At 52.2% G+C, this 16,852-nt stretch carries 17 protein-coding genes and 1 pseudogene; 11 read left to right on the top strand and 7 right to left on the bottom strand.

All coding sequences use genetic code 11. The features are described 5' to 3' along the window. Positions 1 to 88: 88 nt before the first annotated feature. On the bottom strand, positions 89 to 2,530 hold the full coding sequence (gene hrpB, locus EH228_RS18450) for an ATP-dependent helicase HrpB (protein WP_152323079.1): 2,442 nt from the start codon (positions 2,528 to 2,530) through the stop codon (positions 89 to 91). A 75-nt stretch (positions 2,531 to 2,605) separates the two neighbouring features. Between hrpB and thpR the strand changes: the two genes are divergently transcribed. The 9 genes from thpR (at position 2,606) to panD (ending at position 9,674) form a co-directional block, all read left to right on the top strand. Then, positions 2,606 to 3,139 carry an RNA 2',3'-cyclic phosphodiesterase gene (thpR, locus tag EH228_RS18445; protein ID WP_152323078.1) on the top strand — a complete coding sequence of 178 codons (534 nt, stop codon included), beginning with the start codon at positions 2,606 to 2,608 and terminating at the stop codon, positions 3,137 to 3,139. A 1-nt stretch (position 3,140) separates the two neighbouring features. Further along, entirely contained in the window at positions 3,141 to 3,845 is a 705-nt protein-coding gene (sfsA, locus tag EH228_RS18440) for a DNA/RNA nuclease SfsA (RefSeq protein ID WP_152323077.1), read from the top strand. A gap of 181 nt (positions 3,846 to 4,026) precedes the next feature. After that, positions 4,027 to 4,482 (top strand): RNA polymerase-binding protein DksA, encoded by a 456-nt coding sequence (gene dksA / locus EH228_RS18435; RefSeq protein ID WP_152323076.1) that lies wholly within the window; start codon positions 4,027 to 4,029, stop codon positions 4,480 to 4,482. Positions 4,483 to 4,543: 61 nt separating this feature from the next. Further along, a complete protein-coding gene (gene gluQRS / locus EH228_RS18430; protein ID WP_152323075.1) occupies positions 4,544 to 5,473 on the top strand; it encodes a tRNA glutamyl-Q(34) synthetase GluQRS in 930 nt (309 codons plus the stop codon). Positions 5,474 to 5,556: 83 nt separating this feature from the next. Beyond that, positions 5,557 to 6,978: a polynucleotide adenylyltransferase PcnB gene (pcnB, locus tag EH228_RS18425; RefSeq protein WP_204902673.1), complete on the top strand. Its 1,422-nt coding sequence runs from the start codon at positions 5,557 to 5,559 to the stop codon at positions 6,976 to 6,978. Then, positions 6,975 to 7,454, top strand: coding sequence for a 2-amino-4-hydroxy-6-hydroxymethyldihydropteridine diphosphokinase (gene folK / locus EH228_RS18420; RefSeq protein WP_152323073.1), 480 nt, complete (start codon positions 6,975 to 6,977; stop codon positions 7,452 to 7,454). The genes pcnB and folK overlap by 4 nt, the downstream gene beginning before the upstream one ends. A 60-nt stretch (positions 7,455 to 7,514) precedes the next feature. Beyond that, entirely contained in the window at positions 7,515 to 8,309 is a 795-nt protein-coding gene (gene panB, locus EH228_RS18415; protein ID WP_152323072.1) for a 3-methyl-2-oxobutanoate hydroxymethyltransferase, read from the top strand. 13 nt (positions 8,310 to 8,322) lie between these two features. Further along, the gene (gene panC / locus EH228_RS18410; protein ID WP_152323071.1) at positions 8,323 to 9,177 is read left to right on the top strand and encodes a pantoate--beta-alanine ligase; all 855 of its coding nucleotides are present in this window, start codon (positions 8,323 to 8,325) and stop codon (positions 9,175 to 9,177) included. A gap of 116 nt (positions 9,178 to 9,293) precedes the next feature. Beyond that, entirely contained in the window at positions 9,294 to 9,674 is a 381-nt protein-coding gene (panD, locus tag EH228_RS18405; RefSeq protein ID WP_152323070.1) for an aspartate 1-decarboxylase, read from the top strand. 39 nt (positions 9,675 to 9,713) lie between these two features. Here panD and EH228_RS18400 read toward each other — a convergent pair whose 3' ends face one another. The 3 genes from EH228_RS18400 to EH228_RS18390 all read right to left on the bottom strand — a co-directional run bounded on the left by EH228_RS18400 (position 9,714) and on the right by EH228_RS18390 (position 12,673). Next, positions 9,714 to 10,721 (bottom strand): acyltransferase family protein, encoded by a 1,008-nt coding sequence (locus tag EH228_RS18400; RefSeq protein WP_152323069.1) that lies wholly within the window; start codon positions 10,719 to 10,721, stop codon positions 9,714 to 9,716. Positions 10,722 to 10,979: 258 nt separating this feature from the next. Continuing rightward, positions 10,980 to 11,747, bottom strand: coding sequence for an ABC transporter permease (locus EH228_RS18395; protein ID WP_193323387.1), 768 nt, complete (start codon positions 11,745 to 11,747; stop codon positions 10,980 to 10,982). Next, the gene (locus EH228_RS18390) at positions 11,747 to 12,673 is read right to left on the bottom strand and encodes an ABC transporter ATP-binding protein (protein WP_152323067.1); all 927 of its coding nucleotides are present in this window, start codon (positions 12,671 to 12,673) and stop codon (positions 11,747 to 11,749) included. Before EH228_RS18390 ends, EH228_RS18395 begins: the two co-directional genes overlap by 1 nt. A gap of 105 nt (positions 12,674 to 12,778) precedes the next feature. Between EH228_RS18390 and can the strand changes: the two genes are divergently transcribed. Then, positions 12,779 to 13,444 (top strand): carbonate dehydratase, encoded by a 666-nt coding sequence (gene can / locus EH228_RS18385; RefSeq protein ID WP_152323066.1) that lies wholly within the window; start codon positions 12,779 to 12,781, stop codon positions 13,442 to 13,444. 82 nt (positions 13,445 to 13,526) lie between these two features. Here can and hpt read toward each other — a convergent pair whose 3' ends face one another. Continuing rightward, entirely contained in the window at positions 13,527 to 14,063 is a 537-nt protein-coding gene (gene hpt / locus EH228_RS18380) for a hypoxanthine phosphoribosyltransferase (protein WP_152323065.1), read from the bottom strand. Positions 14,064 to 14,634: 571 nt separating this feature from the next. Continuing rightward, positions 14,635 to 14,751, bottom strand: a pseudogene (locus EH228_RS18375) (IS3 family transposase); the annotation flags it as partial. 204 nt (positions 14,752 to 14,955) lie between these two features. Between EH228_RS18375 and EH228_RS18370 the strand changes: the two are divergent. After that, positions 14,956 to 15,318, top strand: coding sequence for a hypothetical protein (locus EH228_RS18370; RefSeq protein WP_152323064.1), 363 nt, complete (start codon positions 14,956 to 14,958; stop codon positions 15,316 to 15,318). A gap of 161 nt (positions 15,319 to 15,479) precedes the next feature. Here the strand turns inward: EH228_RS18370 and aqpZ are convergent, their stop codons facing one another. Then, on the bottom strand, positions 15,480 to 16,175 hold the full coding sequence (gene aqpZ / locus EH228_RS18365) for an aquaporin Z (RefSeq protein WP_152323063.1): 696 nt from the start codon (positions 16,173 to 16,175) through the stop codon (positions 15,480 to 15,482). Positions 16,176 to 16,852 lie beyond the last annotated feature (677 nt).

The raw sequence follows: 16,852 nt of genomic DNA, 5'->3' as shown, positions 1-16,852 counted from the left end.
TTCTTTTCTCCAGAGGCCACCGTCGGCCAGGCCGACTACTTTGTTCTTACCTGTTCCGCTGCGGAACGGGAACCTTCCGAAATCAAATTCAGGATGGCGCAGAAAACTTTTTGCTACGGCGTGTTGGCGGCGTATTCGCCGGATCATCCGGCCAGAGATGTTTGGGATAACGTCCTTTCATCTCCTTCTGCACCTCACGATACGCCCCCTGCCAAAACGCGGCCAGATCGCGGGTTATCTGCAACGGACGCAACGCAGGAGAAAGCAGTTCCAGCACCAGAGCAACCCGCCCACCCGCTACACTGGGATTTCGTGCTTCGCCAAACATTTCCTGCAGGCGAACAGCCAGCGCGGGTGGCTTATCTTCATCATAATGAATCGGAAGCCGACTGCCGGTGGGCACAGTGTAATGAGTTGGCAGCAGACTATCCAGTTGTCGACGCAGGCCCCCTGTGAGCAATTGTAATAAAGCGCCCGCCGCGTCAATGTGCTTCAGGCCCTTCGCGTCACGCACGCCCCCCATGGCAGGCAACAACCATTCTTCCAGCCGGGCAAGCAAATCTGCCTCGCTGGCAGCGGGCCAGCTTTCTTCCGGCAGCCATTGCGCAGCACAGACCATGCGCCGCCGCAATTGTTCAGCCTGCGGCGTCCAGTTCAGTACCGACAATCCCTTGCGTCGGATCCAGCGCAACATCGCCAGATGCAGATCATTTTCATCCGGTTGGTTTAACGGCTGAGAAGTCAGCACCAGCTCGCCAATCTGCTCACGACGCCATGCGCGCAGTGTGCCACGCGAGTCATCCCACTCGACTTCCGTACGCTGTTCAACCAGCCAGGGACACTGCCGGGTCAGTCGATCAATCTCCAGCGGCATAGCCTGCAGGATCCGGGCATCCGGCTGAGCGCTACCCTGCAACAAAGCGGGAACGATCAGCCATTCATAACGCGTCAGCGCAGCGTCACTGTCCAGTACGGCTCCCATACCATTTGCCAGTTGATAGCGCCCTTCCGCACCGCGCCGACGAGCGATCCGGTCTGGGAAAGCACTGGCCAGCAACGACGTAAGGTGACTGCTGTCAACCGCGCCTGCCGCTACCTTCAGACGCTGTTGCAGCTGTTTTGCCCGCAGCCGCCAGTTTGGTTGACAGTGAAAAAAGCCATCCCGTAAATCGACGCTACCACGCGCAGGCTCTTCCAGCATGGCGACCAGCAGAGCGGCTGTCGCCGCTTTATCGCCATCGTCACCAGCCTCCACCAGCATGGCGGAAAAACGCGGCTCACTGCCCAACGCCGCCATGCTTCTTCCTTTAGGGGTCAACCTGTCTGCGCTATCAGTCGCCCCCAGTTGCCTCAGCAACTGCTGCGCCTGACGAAGATGACTGGCGGGCGGCACATCCAGCCACGTCAACTGGTTGACGTCGTGGCACCCCCAGTGCAGGACATCCAGCCATAATGACGCGAGGTCACTGTGGAGGATCTCCGCATCAGCGTGACTGGCCGCGCGTTCCGCCTGCTCTTTGGCGATAAGATGCAGGCACAATCCCGGCTCCAGACGCCCGGCTCGTCCGGCGCGTTGCGTCATGGAGGCCTGACTGCCCCGCTGCGTTTGCAGGCGGGTCAGCCCGGTACGCGGGTCAAACACCGCCACGCGCTCAAGTGCGCTGTCCACTACCAGCCGGATCCCTTCAATCGTCAGGCTGGTTTCAGCGATATTCGTCGCCAGCACCACTTTTCGTCGGTGAGTCGGGGCCGGAAGCAGCGCTTTGCGCTGTTCAGCCAGCGGTAATGCGCCATATAAAGGACAGAGGTCAATATCGTTGGCGATCAATGCGCTAAGTTGATTTTGTACGCGTTGTATCTCCGCCACGCCAGGAAGAAAAACCAGTAACGATCCGCGTTCTTCACGCAGCAACTGACTGACCTGACGGGCCACCGCTTCATCAAAACGCAGGTGAGTCGGGAGAGAAGCATAGCGACGTTCAACCGGGAAAGTGCGACCGGCTGAACTGATCATCGGCGCCTCCGGTAGCAGCGCCTGTAACCGCGAATTATCGAGCGTCGCCGACATCAGCAAAATTTTTAAGTCGGGGCGCAGTCCCTGCTGGACATCCAGCAGCAAAGCGAGCGCCAGATCAGCCTGCAGGCTACGCTCGTGGAACTCATCCAGCATAACCAGCGACACGCCTTCCAGCATCGGATCCTGCTGCAACATCCGGGTCAGGATCCCTTCGGTCACCACCTCCAGCCGGGTATTGCGGCCACAGCGACTTTCCGAACGCATGCGATAACCCACGGTCTCGCCCGGTTGTTCACCCAACTGTTCCGCCAGACGTTGCGCCACATTACGGGCAGCCAGTCGGCGAGGCTCCAATAATAAAATTCGCCCACTGAAATCCGTCTGGTGCAGAATTTGCAATGGCAACCAGGTCGATTTTCCCGCGCCGGTGGGGGCCGCCAGCAAGACCTGGGGCGACTCACGCAAGGCGGAGAGTAGCTCAGGCAACACCGCGCTGACCGGTAATGAACTCACGTGTACTCCATAACGTCATGGTCTAACTGTGCCGAACATTGTAGCATCCCTCTTTCTGGAATACCGGAGAGCACCATGAGTGAGCAAAAAAGGCTGTTTTTTGGCATCAGCTTGCCGGAAGAGTGCAGGCAAAGCGTCATACGCTGGCGGGCTGAGACCTTTCCTGCTGAGGCGGGGCGTCCGGTCGTTGCCGCCAACCTCCATCTGACACTGGCATTTCTTGGTACCATCAGCACCGAGAAAACCCGCGCGTTACAGCAACTGGCGGGAAGAATTAAGCAACCCGACTTCACCCTGACGCTGGATGACGCCGGACACTGGCCACGCTCTGGCGTGGTATGGCTGGGCCCGAAACAGTCGCCACGCGGGCTACTGCAACTGGCGGACATGCTACGCGCGCAAGCGGCCCGATATGGCTGCGTTCAAAGTCCGCCGCCCTTTCATCCCCATGTCACATTACTGCGTAACGCGCTGAAAACCGTCACTTTACCGCCGCGCAATTTTCACTGGCAATTTCGCGTTGAACGTTTTGCTTTATTCGAGTCCGTTTTCGCGAAAGGCCGGACACAATACCGCGTTGTCGCGGACTGGGAGCTCAGGCAGGAATAACATGAATTTTAATCCCGCATTACAACCGGCCACGTTGATTTCGCGCTATAAACGCTTTCTGGCCGACGTGATAACCCCCACGGGTGAAAAACTGACCCTGCACTGCGCCAATACGGGCGCGATGACCGGATGCGCGACACCCGGTGATACCGTCTGGTACTCAACATCAGACAACCCGACGAGGAAATATCCGCACAGTTGGGAACTGACGGAAACACAGCAAGGGCACTGGATTTGTGTGAATACACTACGTGCCAACAACCTGGTCAAAGAGGCGCTGAGCCGCCAGATTATTCCAGAATTATCCGGTTATTCCACCCTGCGTGCTGAAGTGAAATACGGCGTGGAAAAAAGCCGCATTGATTTTCTGTTACAAGCAGAGGATCGCATCAACTGCTATATTGAAGTCAAATCCGTCACGCTTTTACAGCTTGGTAAAGGATATTTTCCGGATGCGGTCACCGTGCGGGGTCAGAAGCATCTTCGCGAACTGGCAAAGATCGCTGAAAATGGTGAACGCGCGGTGTTGTTTTTTGCCGTTCTGCACTCGGGGATTGAGGACGTAGCCCCGGCACGCCATATTGACGCACATTACGCAGAACTACTGGTACAGGCACAGATGAGCGGGGTTGAAGTACTTTGCTATAAAGCGCAGTTATCCCCCGTTGGACTCTCATTAAAAAAGGCATTGGTTATGGAGTTGTAAAGTGTGGCGCAATTTGCTGTTATAAGCATGGCCTTAGCGTTGCGTCGAATACGCTTTTACTCACAGGCTTGTCAAGGGATGTTCAGGAATAATTGCCAACCTTGATCGCTTCTGTTATTTATAGCGGCCTGTTTTTATCCCCTTTGGGGATCGATAGTGCGTGTTATCCAGGAGAAACAACATGCAAGAAGGGCAAATCCGTAAAACCTCGTCCCTGAGTATTCTCGCCATCGCTGGGGTGGAGCCTTATCAGGAGAAGCCGGGCGAAGAGTACATGAATGAAGCCCAGCGGGAGCATTTCAAGAAGATCCTGGAGGCCTGGCGTAACCAGCTTCGCGATGAAGTTGACCGTACAGTTTCCCATATGCAGGATGAAGCTGCTAACTTCCCCGATCCGGTAGACCGGGCTGCACAGGAAGAAGAATTTAGTCTTGAACTGCGTAACCGAGACCGCGAGCGCAAGTTGATCAAAAAGATCGAAAAGACGCTGAAGAAAGTGGAAGATGACGATTTTGGCTACTGTGAATCCTGTGGCGTTGAAATCGGTATTCGTCGCCTTGAAGCGCGTCCTACTGCCGATCTGTGTATCGACTGTAAAACGCTGGCGGAACTCCGCGAAAAACAAATGGCCGGTTAATGGCCTGTAGATAACGCAGTGAGGCGGTTTCTCACCCGCTTCACTGCCTGTCTAAACACCTATGCTATCTGCTTATATCGGGCGTTTTGCCCCATCCCCCTCTGGTGAATTACACTTTGGCTCGCTGATAGCGGCTCTTGGCAGTTACCTGCAGGCCCGCGCGCAACATGGTCAGTGGCGAGTGCGTATTGAAGATATCGATCCGCCCCGTGAAGTGCCTGGTGCCGCCAGACGTATTCTTCAACAGCTTGAGCAGTACGGCTTGCACTGGGATGGCGAGGTGCTGTGGCAATCACAACGCCATCAAGCCTATCGCGAGGCGCTGGCCTGGCTACAACACCACCATTACAGTTACTACTGCACCTGCACACGTAGCCGCATCCAGCAAATAGGGAGGATTTACGATGGTCACTGCCGTGAGCGCAACCATGGTCCGGCCCATGCCGCATTACGTCTGCGGGTCGATAACCCGGTCAGTCGCTTTCATGACACACTGCGTGGCGAGGTAATAGCCGACGCCCGACTGGCGCAAGAAGATTTCATTATTCACCGCCGCGACGGGCTATTCGCCTACAATCTGGCGGTGGTGGTCGACGATCATTATCAGGGCGTGACGGAAGTGGTCAGAGGGGCTGATCTGATCGAGCCGACCGTTAGACAAATCACCCTTTATCACCAGTTCGGCTGGCCGGTTCCCGGCTATCTTCATTTGCCGCTGGCGACCCATAGCACCGGCAATAAACTGTCGAAGCAAAACCATGCGCCTGCGCTACCCAAAGGCGATCCACGCCCGACGCTGGTGGAGGCCTTACGGTTTCTGGGGCAGCCCGTCAGCGCTGACTGGCAGGATTTGTCGCTATCATCCCTGTTGCAACACGCAGTGACACAATGGCAGGGGGCGGCGATCCCCCGTCAGGATGCGGTATACCCGAGCGTAGCGGCACCCTTAATGAACGCTGGCCGCTTGAAAGATCGAGAGGATGAGAGATGAGCATTCTCAAACGTCCCACACTGAGCTATGATTAGCCGCTGTTTTTTATCGCCCAGCTTTTAATGTCACTATCGAGGTGTCCTATTTTTACCCGAGTTGCTAATTTTTGCCGAAAAGTTTTAAGTCGTGAAGAAAAAACGCCAGCCGAGGTCGGTGAAGTGCATCAGATGACCGTTATCCCGCGCGACGGCCATCAGATTTCGCGTAAAGACATCAGTGAAAATGCCCTCAAGGTGCTGTATCGGCTGAATAAAGCCGGTTACGAAGCCTATCTGGTGGGAGGTGGCGTTCGTGATTTATTGCTGGGGAAAAAACCAAAAGATTTCGATGTCACCACCAATGCCACGCCGGAGCAAATGCGTAAGTTGTTTCGTAACTGCCGTTTGGTAGGGCGTCGCTTCCGCCTGGCTCATGTGATGTTTGGCCCAGAGATAATCGAAGTTGCCACTTTCCGCGGACACCACGAAGCCGAACAGGTCAGTGAAGATCGCAACAGTTCGCAGCGCGGCCAAAATGGCATGCTATTGCGCGACAATATCTTCGGTTCGATCGAAGACGATGCCCAGCGTCGTGATCTGACCATCAACAGCCTTTATTACAGCGTGGCCGACTTCACCGTACGTGACTATGTCGGCGGCCTGAATGATTTGCGGCAAGGCATTATTCGCCTGATTGGCGATCCGGAAACGCGTTATCGCGAAGATCCGGTCCGAATGCTGCGCGTGATCCGCTTCGCCGCTAAGCTGGAAATGTCCATCGCGACGGAGACGGCAGCGCCGATCCCCCGCCTGGCCACCTTGTTGCATGACATTCCGCCGGCCCGCCTGTTTGAAGAAACGCTGAAACTCCTGCAGGCGGGCTATGGCCATCGTACCTACCTGAAACTCTGCGAATACCAACTGTTTCAACCCCTGTTCCCCACCATCACCCGTTACTTTACGGAAAGGGGCGACAGCAATATGGAACGGATGATAATCCAGGTACTGAAAAATACGGATAACCGCATTCATAATAATATGCGTGTTAATCCCGCTTTCCTGTTCTCGGCCATGTTCTGGTATCCACTGCTTGAAAATGCCCAACGCATCGCGCAAGAAGGTGGCCTTGCCTGGTACGATGCCTTCGCACTGGCCATGAATGACGTACTGGATGAAGCTTGCCGTTCACTGGCGATCCCGAAACGTATCACCGCCTTAGTCCGTGATATCTGGCAACTACAACTTCGCCTGCCACGCCGCCATGGTAAGCGTGCATGGAAACTGATGGAACATCCTAAGTTCCGGGCGGCCTATGATTTGCTGGCACTGCGCGCTGAAGTGGAAAACAATCAGGAACTGCTACGCCTGTCAGCCTGGTGGAGTGAATTCCAGGTAGCGGCCCCGCCAGTGCAGAAAACCATGCTGAACACGCTGGGTGATGATCCGGCGTCACGTCGCCGCCCTCGCCGCCCTCGCAAACGCGTTGCTGGCCCGCGCCGTGACGGTAACGGCAGCAGCAATGCATGAACCGCGTTTATCTCGCGCTAGGCAGTAATCTGGCCGATCCATTACATCAGGTGCAGGCGGCACTTGATGCACTGGCAACCCTGCCGCAGACTGCCCGGGTTATCACCTCTTCTTTCTACCGTACGCCGCCTTACGGCCCCCCCAACCAACCCGACTATCTGAATGCTGCCGTGGCCCTGGATACTGAGCTGACACCGGAAGATTTGCTGGATCAAACCCAACGTATCGAGCGAGAACAGGGGCGTGTGCGTAAAGACCAGCGCTGGGGGCCCCGTACGCTGGATCTGGATATTATGTTATTCGGCAACCTTACGTTGAACACGCCGCGTCTGATCGTTCCACATTACGACATCCGTAACCGGGCCTTTATGCTGGTTCCCTTACTGGAAATAGCGCCGGATATCACCTTCCCTGACGGTTGCCGTGCTGCGGAAATCCTGGCGATGCTGGATGCCAGCGCCATTCGCCCCTGGTAGTGCAAAGCCCTTTTTCTTCCAGTAAGATACGCCCAACAAAACATATCTTCAGAGGTTGCGATGAAACCAACGACGGTCTCTACCCTTCGCCAATGGAAAAAGAGTGGGCGCAAATTTGCCTCCATTACCGCTTACGACTTCAGCTTTGCCCGCCTGTTTGCCGATGAAGGTATCCAGGTCATGCTGGTTGGCGACTCACTGGGCATGGTGGTGCAAGGTCATGACTCCACACTGCCCGTCACCCTGGCGGACATCGTTTACCATACCCAGGCGGTCCGCCGTGGCGCGCCTGCCGCATTACTGCTATCAGACCTGCCCTTTATGACCTACGCCACTCCGGAACAAACTTGCGCCAGCGCCGCGCAACTGATGCGCGCCGGGGCCAATATGGTGAAGCTCGAAGGCGGCCAATGGCTGGCGGAGACAGTCAGGCAGTTAACCGACCGTGCAGTACCCGTCTGTGGCCATCTTGGCCTGACGCCGCAATCCGTCAATATTTTTGGCGGCTACAAAGTGCAGGGACGAGAAAGCGAAGCCGCAGAAACCCTGCTGGCCGATGCGCTGGCCCTGGAAGACGCCGGCGCGCAAATGGTAGTGCTGGAGTGCGTGCCGGTCTCGCTGGCTCAGCAAGTGACCGAGGCGCTAAGCATCCCGGTGATTGGCATTGGTGCAGGCAATGTAACCGACGGACAGATTCTGGTGATGCACGATGCGTTCGGCATCACTGGCGGTCATATCCCGAAATTCGCCAAAAATTTCCTCGCTGAAAACGGTGATATACGCGCCGCAGTCAGGCAGTATGTCGCGGAAGTCGAAGCGGGAAGCTATCCTGCCGAAGAACACAGTTTCCACTAATAAGGAGAACACGGTGCTGATTATTGAAACGCTGCCGATGCTGCGTCGGGAGATCCGCCGTTGGCGGCAGGAAGGTAAACGCATCGCACTGGTACCGACCATGGGTAACCTGCATAACGGGCATATGACGCTGGTCGATCAGGCGCGGGAACACGCTGATATTGTGGTGGTATCGATTTTCGTTAATCCGATGCAATTTGAACGTCCTGACGATCTGGCCCGCTACCCGCGCACCCTGCAGGAAGACTGTGAAAAATTGAACCGCCGCAAAGTCGATCTGGTGTTTGCCCCCGCGCCAGCAGAAATCTATCCGCAAGGATTGAGCGACCAGACTTTTGTCGAGGTTCCTGGCCTCTCAACCCTGCTCGAAGGGGCCAGCCGGCCAGGTCACTTCCGTGGTGTTTCCACCATCGTCAGTAAACTCTTCAACCTGGTACAACCCGATCTGGCCTGCTTCGGTGAGAAGGATTATCAACAGTTAGCGTTGATCCGCAAGATGGTTGCTGATATGGGCTACGGCATTGAAATTGTCGGCGTGCCAACCGTCCGTAACAAAGATGGCCTGGCCCTGAGTTCACGCAACGGTTATCTGACTGCCGATGAGCGAAAAATAGCCCCAGGTCTGAGCAAAGTGATGAACAGCCTCGCTGATCGGTTGTCCAATGGAGAACGAGATATTGACACCATGCTGGCCGATGCAGAAACCGCTCTGGCAGAAAAGGGACTGCGGGCCGATGGGCTGGCAATCTGTGATGCCGATACTCTGCTACCGCTGAATGTAGACAGCCAGCGCGCGGTGATCCTGATGGCCGCCTGGCTGGGCAAAGCACGGTTAATTGATAACCAGCAGGTCGAGCTCTACGCATAATAATATGTCTGCCATTTGCAATATGCTGCGCATGACACCGTCACCGGGTCGTTATGCTCGAGCGATACTGGCGTGTTTTTTCTGATTTCCGGGAAAGGTAAATAAGGTAGAAGGTTATGAATCGTACAATGTTGCAGGGCAAACTGCACCGGGTCAAAGTGACGCTGGCGGATCTGAATTATGAAGGTTCCTGCGCCATCGATCAGGATTTTCTCGACGCTTCCGGTATCCTGCAGTATGAAGCGATCGACATCTACAACGTGACCAATGGTCAGCGTTTTTCCACCTATGCCATCGCGGCAGAACGGGGCTCTAAAATTATCTCCGTCAATGGTGCCGCAGCTCGTTGCGCCTGCGTCGGGGATATTTTGATTATCTGTTCCTATGTGGATATGCCCGATGATGAAGCACGCCAGTGGCAGCCAAAAGTCGCTTACTTCGAAGGCGACAACGTCATGAAACGCCTGGCGAAAGCCGTACCGGTTCAGGTAGCCTGATCCGCATGGGCTGACACATGTTCAGCCCATCCCTCCTTATTACTGCGCTGGCACGGGAATCTTCACCGACCGTTTTGCCGTGAACAGGAAATTCAGCCATCCGCGTTTGCGTAACCAGCAAACCAGCAGCGGAACAGTCAGCGCCGAAGCAAAAGCCAGCATAAACTTCAGATCACTCATTAGCATGCTCTCGTCGCCAGATCTGAGTACTTTGGCAAAAAGTTGTATCACCAGGTAATGCACCAAGTAAAATACAATTGAGTTTTGACCTATATAAAAAATCATCGGGTGTTTTATTTTCACCGCAACACAGATAAACAGCGGTATCGCCAGAAGCGCAAGCGGCGCCAACAGAGAAGGCGCAATCTTTTGTTCTATAAAAATATTCAGACATGATAACGCAATAAAAGCCGCCAGAGAGACTGCCTTCAGACTCTCTTTCTGACAAAACTGGAGGATATCGACCTTTTTCCTGATCAGAAAATCACCCAAATAAAAGAACATAAAGAGATAAATAGATTTATTTATATGCATATTATCAAAACTGGAGAAAAAGCCCTCAGGAATCGCAGGCAACCGCCAACTCAATAGCATACAGCCCAAAATGACCCAGTAAAAAGCAATACGTCTGAGTGGGATTATCACCATAAAAAATAAAAAGAGAGAATGCAAAAACCAGGTGATATCACCGCCGCCAGTCAGATGGGAAAGCAGGATAGCAAGCGGTGACTGGGGATGATTTGAATAATGACTAAAGAATATTTTTATTCCACCGTAAATGGCCACCCACACCACAAAAGGATACAAAATACTCTGTATTTTATTGCGCAGAAACAACCGCATCCCTTTTCTCAAACCACTTTCAACAAATAACCCGGAGACAAAAAACATCAGCCCCAGGCGCATGGGTTGCAACAGCGTGTTGATCAGCGTACTGAGACCACCAAAATGCCCCGTATGACCATTAACGGCGATAGTGCAATGCAGAAATATCACTGCAAGGATGCTAAGCCCTCGCAGGTTATCGATCCAGGTAATTCTGTTCACATTTCAATCCCTTGATTATATTCTTGCCTTGATAGCATTCTCAGGCGCGTCCTTATCGCTTGATTATATTACGCTTAACCTGTGCTAAAAAAAAGCTCACAAAAAACGGCGCTACGGTTATTTAATTTTTCCTGAGCAGTAAAAAAGCGAGCGGGTAAAAGCCCGCTTTTATTTTCATTATCAACATCGACGCTTACCCAGCCCCAGTGCGACCTGCGTCGCCTCTGCGCCACAGCCCCCCATCACTGGGATCGGTGATTAAGTCCGTAAACCGCGTCCTCGCTGGATAAGCCACCACACCAGCAGGTAAAACACCACGATAAAAGCCACCAGCACCGCCAGAGTAAACACCCGCGGGACATCGGAAATACCAAGGAAACCATAGCGGAAGCCGCTAATCATATACACGATGGGATTAAGCCTGGACACCTGTTGCCAGAATGGCGGTAACAAGGTCAGCGAATAAAAAACACCGCCCAGATAGGTCAGCGGCGTCAGCACAAAGGTCGGGATCAGGCTGATATCATCAAAGGTACGGGCAAAAACAGCATTCAGCAGCCCCGCTAACGAAAACAAAATGGCCGTTAACAGCAGCGTTACCCCCACCATCAACCATGAATGCACCTGAAACGACACGAAAAACAACGAAATAGCCGTCACCAGAATACCGACACAGATCCCCCGCGCGACACCGCCGCCGACATAACCCGCGATAATGATGTGGGTGGGGACCGGTGCGACCAGCAGTTCTTCAATATTGCGCTGAAATTTGGCGCTAAAGAATGACGACGCAACATTGGCATACGCGTTGGTGATGACCGCCATCATAATCAGCCCCGGCACAATAAATTGCATGTAGCTAAAACCATGCATATTGCCAATCCGCGACCCGATCAGATTACCAAAGATAATAAAATAGAGCGTCATGGTAATCACCGGTGGCACCAGCGTCTGGATCCAGATGCGGGAAAAACGGTTAACCTCTTTTCCCCAGATGCTCTTCAGGGCAACCCAGTACAAATGCATCATGCTGTTTCTCCTTTGCGACCATTCACCAGGTCGACAAACAACTCCTCAAGACGGTTGGCCTTATTACGCATACTCAATACCTGTATCCCCTGGTGACTGAGTTGGCTGAATACACTGTTCAAGCCCTGCTCACGCCGCACTTCCACTTCCAGCGTTGAGGTATCCACCAAACGATACTGGAACCCTTCCAACTGAGGCAGCGGACTTTTCGCCGCCAAATCGAGAATAAACGTTTCTGATTTCAGATTGGAGAGCAGTCCCTTCATGGTGGTGTTTTCCACCAGTTCACCACGCTGAATAATGCCGATATTGCGACATAGCATCTCGGCTTCTTCCAGATAATGGGTGGTCAGGATAATGGTGGTGCCTTCAGCATTCAGTTCCTGCAGAAACGCCCACATGGAACGTCGCAGCTCAATATCCACCCCGGCGGTCGGTTCATCGAGGATCAGTAGTTTTGGCTCATGCATCAGTGCACGGGCAATCATCAGGCGACGCTTCATCCCGCCAGAAAGCATGCGCGCCCGCTCATTACGTTTCTCCCAAAGATCGAGCTGCCTGAGGTATTTCTCCGCCCGTCCCACTGCAACCTTTTTCTCCACGCCATAGTAGCCCGCCTGGCTGACGACAATTTGCAGTACAGTCTCGAACTGATTGAAGTTAAACTCCTGCGGCACCAGGCCCAGTTGACGTTTGGCGTTGACCACATCCTGCTGCAAGTCATAACCGAACACCCGCACCTTGCCGCTGGTTTTGTTGACCAGCGAGCTGATAATACCAATGGTGGTGGATTTGCCCGCGCCGTTTGGCCCGAGTAGCGCATAGAAGTCACCGGCTTCGACGGTAAGATCAATCCCCCTAAGGGCCTGAACGCCACCCGCATAGGTTTTGGTCAGTTTTTCAAGCTCCAGAGCATAAGTCATAGGTTTAAAGAGGCCTTGTTTTCAGTAGATTTCTTATTTACCGTTTTAAATCGGGTTTTGATAGCCTATATTACGTCAATACAGCTACGCATTAACCGAGTAAATATGAACGATATTGATACCTTGATCGGTAATAACCGCGAGTGGTCCAGGCTGCTTAAAGAGGAAGATCCGGGCTTCTTTGAGCGTCTTTCTCTGGCGCAAAAACCCCGTTTCCTGTGGGTTGGCTGCTCTGACAGTCGAGTCCCGGCTGAACGCCTGACCGGCCTGGAACCGGGAGAACTGTTTGTTCACCGCAATGTGGCCAATCTGGTTATCCATACTGATCTAAACTGTCTTTCGGTGGTGCAGTATGCTGTTGAAGTCCTCGAAGTGGAACACATCATTATCTGTGGTCACTACGGCTGTGGCGGTGTGCAGGCAGCGGTAGAAAACCCTGAGTTGGGTCTGATCAATAACTGGCTGCTGCACATCCGCGACCTGTGGTACAAACACAGTTCACTGTTGGGCGAACTGCCGCCGGAAAAACGCTTCGATAAACTGTGTGAAATCAACGTGATTGAGCAGGTGTATAACCTGGGTCATTCCACCATCATGCAGTCCGCCTGGAAGCGCGGTCAAAAAGTAACCATTCACGGCTGGGTTTACGGCATCCATGACGGCTATATACGCGACCTGGAAGTGACTGCCACCAACCGTGAAATCCTCGAGCAACGCTACCGTCACGGTATTGCTAACCTACTGAACGACCTGCAAACCCCACACGATTAAAACTTGCCGCATGATATAACAGGCCGAAAAATCCGGCCTTAGTCGATTGTGCTGCATGGTTCTCCACCTGAAAACAGGCGTTTTATTCGTCCAGCAACACCACTTTGCCAACGTAAGGCAGATGACGATAACGCTGGGCATAATCAATACCGTAACCCACCACAAATTCATCAGGAATGGTGAAACCGACATACTCGACCAGCACGTCCACTTCGCGACGTTCGGGTTTATCCAGCAAAGTACAAATTGCCAGCGACTTTGGCTGACGCAGGCTGAGGATTTCACGTACCTTGCTCAGCGTGTTGCCGGAATCGATGATATCTTCAACAATAAGCACATCTTTGCCACGAATATCTTCGTCCAGATCCTTGAGAATTTTGACGTCCCGTGTGGTCGACATACCACTGCCATAACTGGAAGCGGTCATAAAATCGACTTCATGCGTCCTCTCAATCTTACGACAGAGATCCGCCATGAACATAAAGGAACCGCGTAGCAGACCGACCAGCACCATATCACTGCCGCTATCGCGATAGTGTTCCGTTATCTGCCTGCCCATCTCAGCGATGCGTTTGGCGATCTCGTCTTCAGAGATCATGACTTCTACAGAATGTTTCATTAATTATATATCTCACTGATTTTATTCAGTTTAAATCATATTTTTCGAGTATAAAGACCCGGGGTTGCACATCGATTTCCAGGCGGAGTATCGCATAATCATGTACAACAGCGATAGCATGAGAACCTTTAATCACCGTCATTATTTTTCAGATTTTACAGTCCGGCGGCATATCTTCCGTTTCAATAAACGGTGTCACTGATTTCAGACGACAGCCAGGAATATCGACATCACTGAAAGCCAGAATTTCCTGGGGGGGAGGCCATTAAATCTTTTTCTATATCACACAGGCGTCTACCTCGCGCAGCCTGACTTAACGGCCGGTGGCGGCTCACGTCTGAGTATCCCCTTTCAAGATATATGTACCTTCTGGTCTGAAGCTATGTGGATTGTATTCGTGTGATTACCAAGGGATACTTCCTGTTCAAGCCATTGCAGAAACAGATTGAATGCTGATGACTTGTCAACATCGGGGGCGATTAAAGCCACGTATTGGCTTCTCTTAACCTCAACAGGAAAGGGGCTCTTATTCGGTCCCCTCCCCCACGTTTAACGGAGGACTTAAGTCGAATCAGACCATACGCGGTATATGCTGCATCGGAATATAACCGTTCAGTGTCCTACTGGGTCTTTCGTGATTTTAAAACCATTGCCACTGCGTTGCATAAAGCTGTAGCTCATCCAGAGATGATTAAACAGACGCCGCCCAGATAATTCAGCTAACCTCATCAAGGCCTGCGCCAGCGCATCTTAAAAACACCAGATGTTTTCATCCTGAGAGGCAAATACTCAGGGTATAACAGTCGTCCGTTATTTAGCGATTGTTAACGGCCCTTCATGTAGAGTCAATAATGTATTCTATTCTCATGCCTTACGGGATCTTATTAGCATTATGAAGAAATTACCTCTGGCCTTATTCATTACCACCTTATGCGGCTGCGTCGATCTGGGGCGTGTCGGGCTACATCCCGACACCAAAACCGTTTACTTCGACGGTCATCCTTATCAGATTGCAAACTGTCTTGATACCGCTGCGCTGCGGCAACACCTCTCGTTAATGCCGGATGATCCTTTACCCGGAGGAACGAAAAGATACAAATTACAGGATAAGAATGATCAAGACGTGGCATGGATTGACGTTGCTGCGTTTAATGACCAACAGACGAATGTCGATTTCTTTTATGCCCCTCACGCTCCGGATGTCAGCGCGGCGATTGTTGCGATGATTTCTCAGTGCAAGAATTCACGTTACTGAGTCCCGTTCAAGAAAGCCCTGGTGGATGATAACCAGGGCGTTATACCTTCCGCACACCCGATGAATCAGAGCACAGTTATCCACCGATAACTGCTGTTGATTACGTTCTACAATATCATCTGTCGCAATCAACCAACGTTTACGGGGTAAAACATCGACGATTACTCCCTGCTCTGCAACAGGAAACGATAAATGAGTCCACCTAAAACCCCACCGACCAGCGGCACAATCCAAAAGACCCACAGCTGCTGCAGAGCCCAGCTCCCCTGGTAAACCGCCACCGCCGTGCTTCGTGCCGGATTTACTGAGGTGTTAGTCACAGGAATACTGATAAGATGAATAAGCGTCAGCGCCAGACCAATAGCGATGGGCGCAAAACCAGCAGGAGCGCGTTTATCTGTCGCGCCATGGATAACAATCAGGAAAAATGCGGTCAGGACCAGTTCAATCATCACCGCGGACTGAAGTGAATATCCGCCTGGAGAATGTTCACCAAAACCATTAGATGCAAATCCACTGGCGGTGGCATCAAAGCCCGCCTTACCGCTGGCTATCAGATACAACACGCCACCGGCCACGATGCCCCCGATAACCTGGGCGATAATATAAGGTATAACATCTTTAAAACCAATCCGTCCCCCCGCCCATAATCCCAGCGTCACCGCTGGATTGAAATGACCTCCGGAAATATGACCAACAGCAAATGCCATAGTTAAAACGGTCAGACCGAAAGCGAGAGATACCCCCACAAACCCTATGCCAAGCTGTGGGAACGCGGCGGCTAAAACTGCACTGCCACACCCTCCCAACACTAACCAAAAAGTACCGAAAAATTCGGCGGCGGTTTTTTTAAACATTTCATACTTCCTTCTGTTTGCTAACAATTAACAGCGCACTTATAACATTAGTTCATAATAGTCAACAAAAGGCAGCAGAGTACTCATTTATACAACTATAGCGATACCCTCATAATGGTTATGACATGAAGGCAGCAAAGCCGGTAGCCCGTAGCAACAAGGATAAAACGGTCGCTTATTGCGAATAATCGTAGTGGCCACACCCAACATCCCGTGGCAGAAGAAATAAAATACGGTGACGGAGATGACCGGATACACCCCACACCGCTGCAACGAACAGTATGCCGGGTATAACGCGCTGCCGGTTCAATCGACTACGCTAATCAGAGATGATGGGCAGAGCATTCCCCATGGCCGCATCCCTGCAACTATCTGCCCCCTGTCGGTCTCAACAATGTATTGAGCATGCCTCGATTGATGACGGAAATAAAAACAACACTATTTATAAAGCAAAGAACAGTCAATACAAAATGAAGTTCATTGTTGCAAAAAAAACACATTAACTCAAAATCATTAAAATAAAGATAAAATCAATAGATAAAATTGCATGATTAGTGTTTAAACCAGCGCGTCAATTGCATACATTGGGGGTTAAAATACTTCATTTATTTTATTAAACTTTAAAAAGTAAAATATATAAAAAAATCATATGTATTCTTCAATATGCCCCTGCCTCT

The organism is Erwinia endophytica, from assembly GCF_009295515.1.
In the GTDB taxonomy this organism is placed as follows: Bacteria; Pseudomonadota; Gammaproteobacteria; order Enterobacterales; family Enterobacteriaceae; genus Erwinia; species Erwinia endophytica.
The sequence above is the reverse complement of the archived record's forward strand: the minus strand, read 5'-3'. Positions and strand labels throughout refer to the sequence as shown.

Excerpts from the sequence above, each read along its gene's own strand:
- thpR (WP_152323078.1), top strand. The coding sequence starts at position 2,606 with ATGAGTGAGCAAAAAAGGCTGTTTTTTGGCATCAGCTTGCCGGAAGAG.
- sfsA (WP_152323077.1), top strand. The coding sequence starts at position 3,141 with ATGAATTTTAATCCCGCATTACAACCGGCCACGTTGATTTCGCGCTAT.
- dksA (WP_152323076.1), top strand. The coding sequence starts at position 4,027 with ATGCAAGAAGGGCAAATCCGTAAAACCTCGTCCCTGAGTATTCTCGCC.
- gluQRS (WP_152323075.1), top strand. The coding sequence starts at position 4,544 with ATGCTATCTGCTTATATCGGGCGTTTTGCCCCATCCCCCTCTGGTGAA.
- folK (WP_152323073.1), top strand. The coding sequence starts at position 6,975 with ATGAACCGCGTTTATCTCGCGCTAGGCAGTAATCTGGCCGATCCATTA.
- panB (WP_152323072.1), top strand. The coding sequence starts at position 7,515 with ATGAAACCAACGACGGTCTCTACCCTTCGCCAATGGAAAAAGAGTGGG.
- panD (WP_152323070.1), top strand. The coding sequence starts at position 9,294 with ATGAATCGTACAATGTTGCAGGGCAAACTGCACCGGGTCAAAGTGACG.
- EH228_RS18395 (WP_193323387.1), bottom strand. The coding sequence starts at position 11,747 with ATGCATTTGTACTGGGTTGCCCTGAAGAGCATCTGGGGAAAAGAGGTT.
- EH228_RS18390 (WP_152323067.1), bottom strand. The coding sequence starts at position 12,673 with ATGACTTATGCTCTGGAGCTTGAAAAACTGACCAAAACCTATGCGGGT.
- can (WP_152323066.1), top strand. The coding sequence starts at position 12,779 with ATGAACGATATTGATACCTTGATCGGTAATAACCGCGAGTGGTCCAGG.
- hpt (WP_152323065.1), bottom strand. The coding sequence starts at position 14,063 with ATGAAACATTCTGTAGAAGTCATGATCTCTGAAGACGAGATCGCCAAA.
- EH228_RS18370 (WP_152323064.1), top strand. The coding sequence starts at position 14,956 with ATGAAGAAATTACCTCTGGCCTTATTCATTACCACCTTATGCGGCTGC.
- aqpZ (WP_152323063.1), bottom strand. The coding sequence starts at position 16,175 with ATGTTTAAAAAAACCGCCGCCGAATTTTTCGGTACTTTTTGGTTAGTG.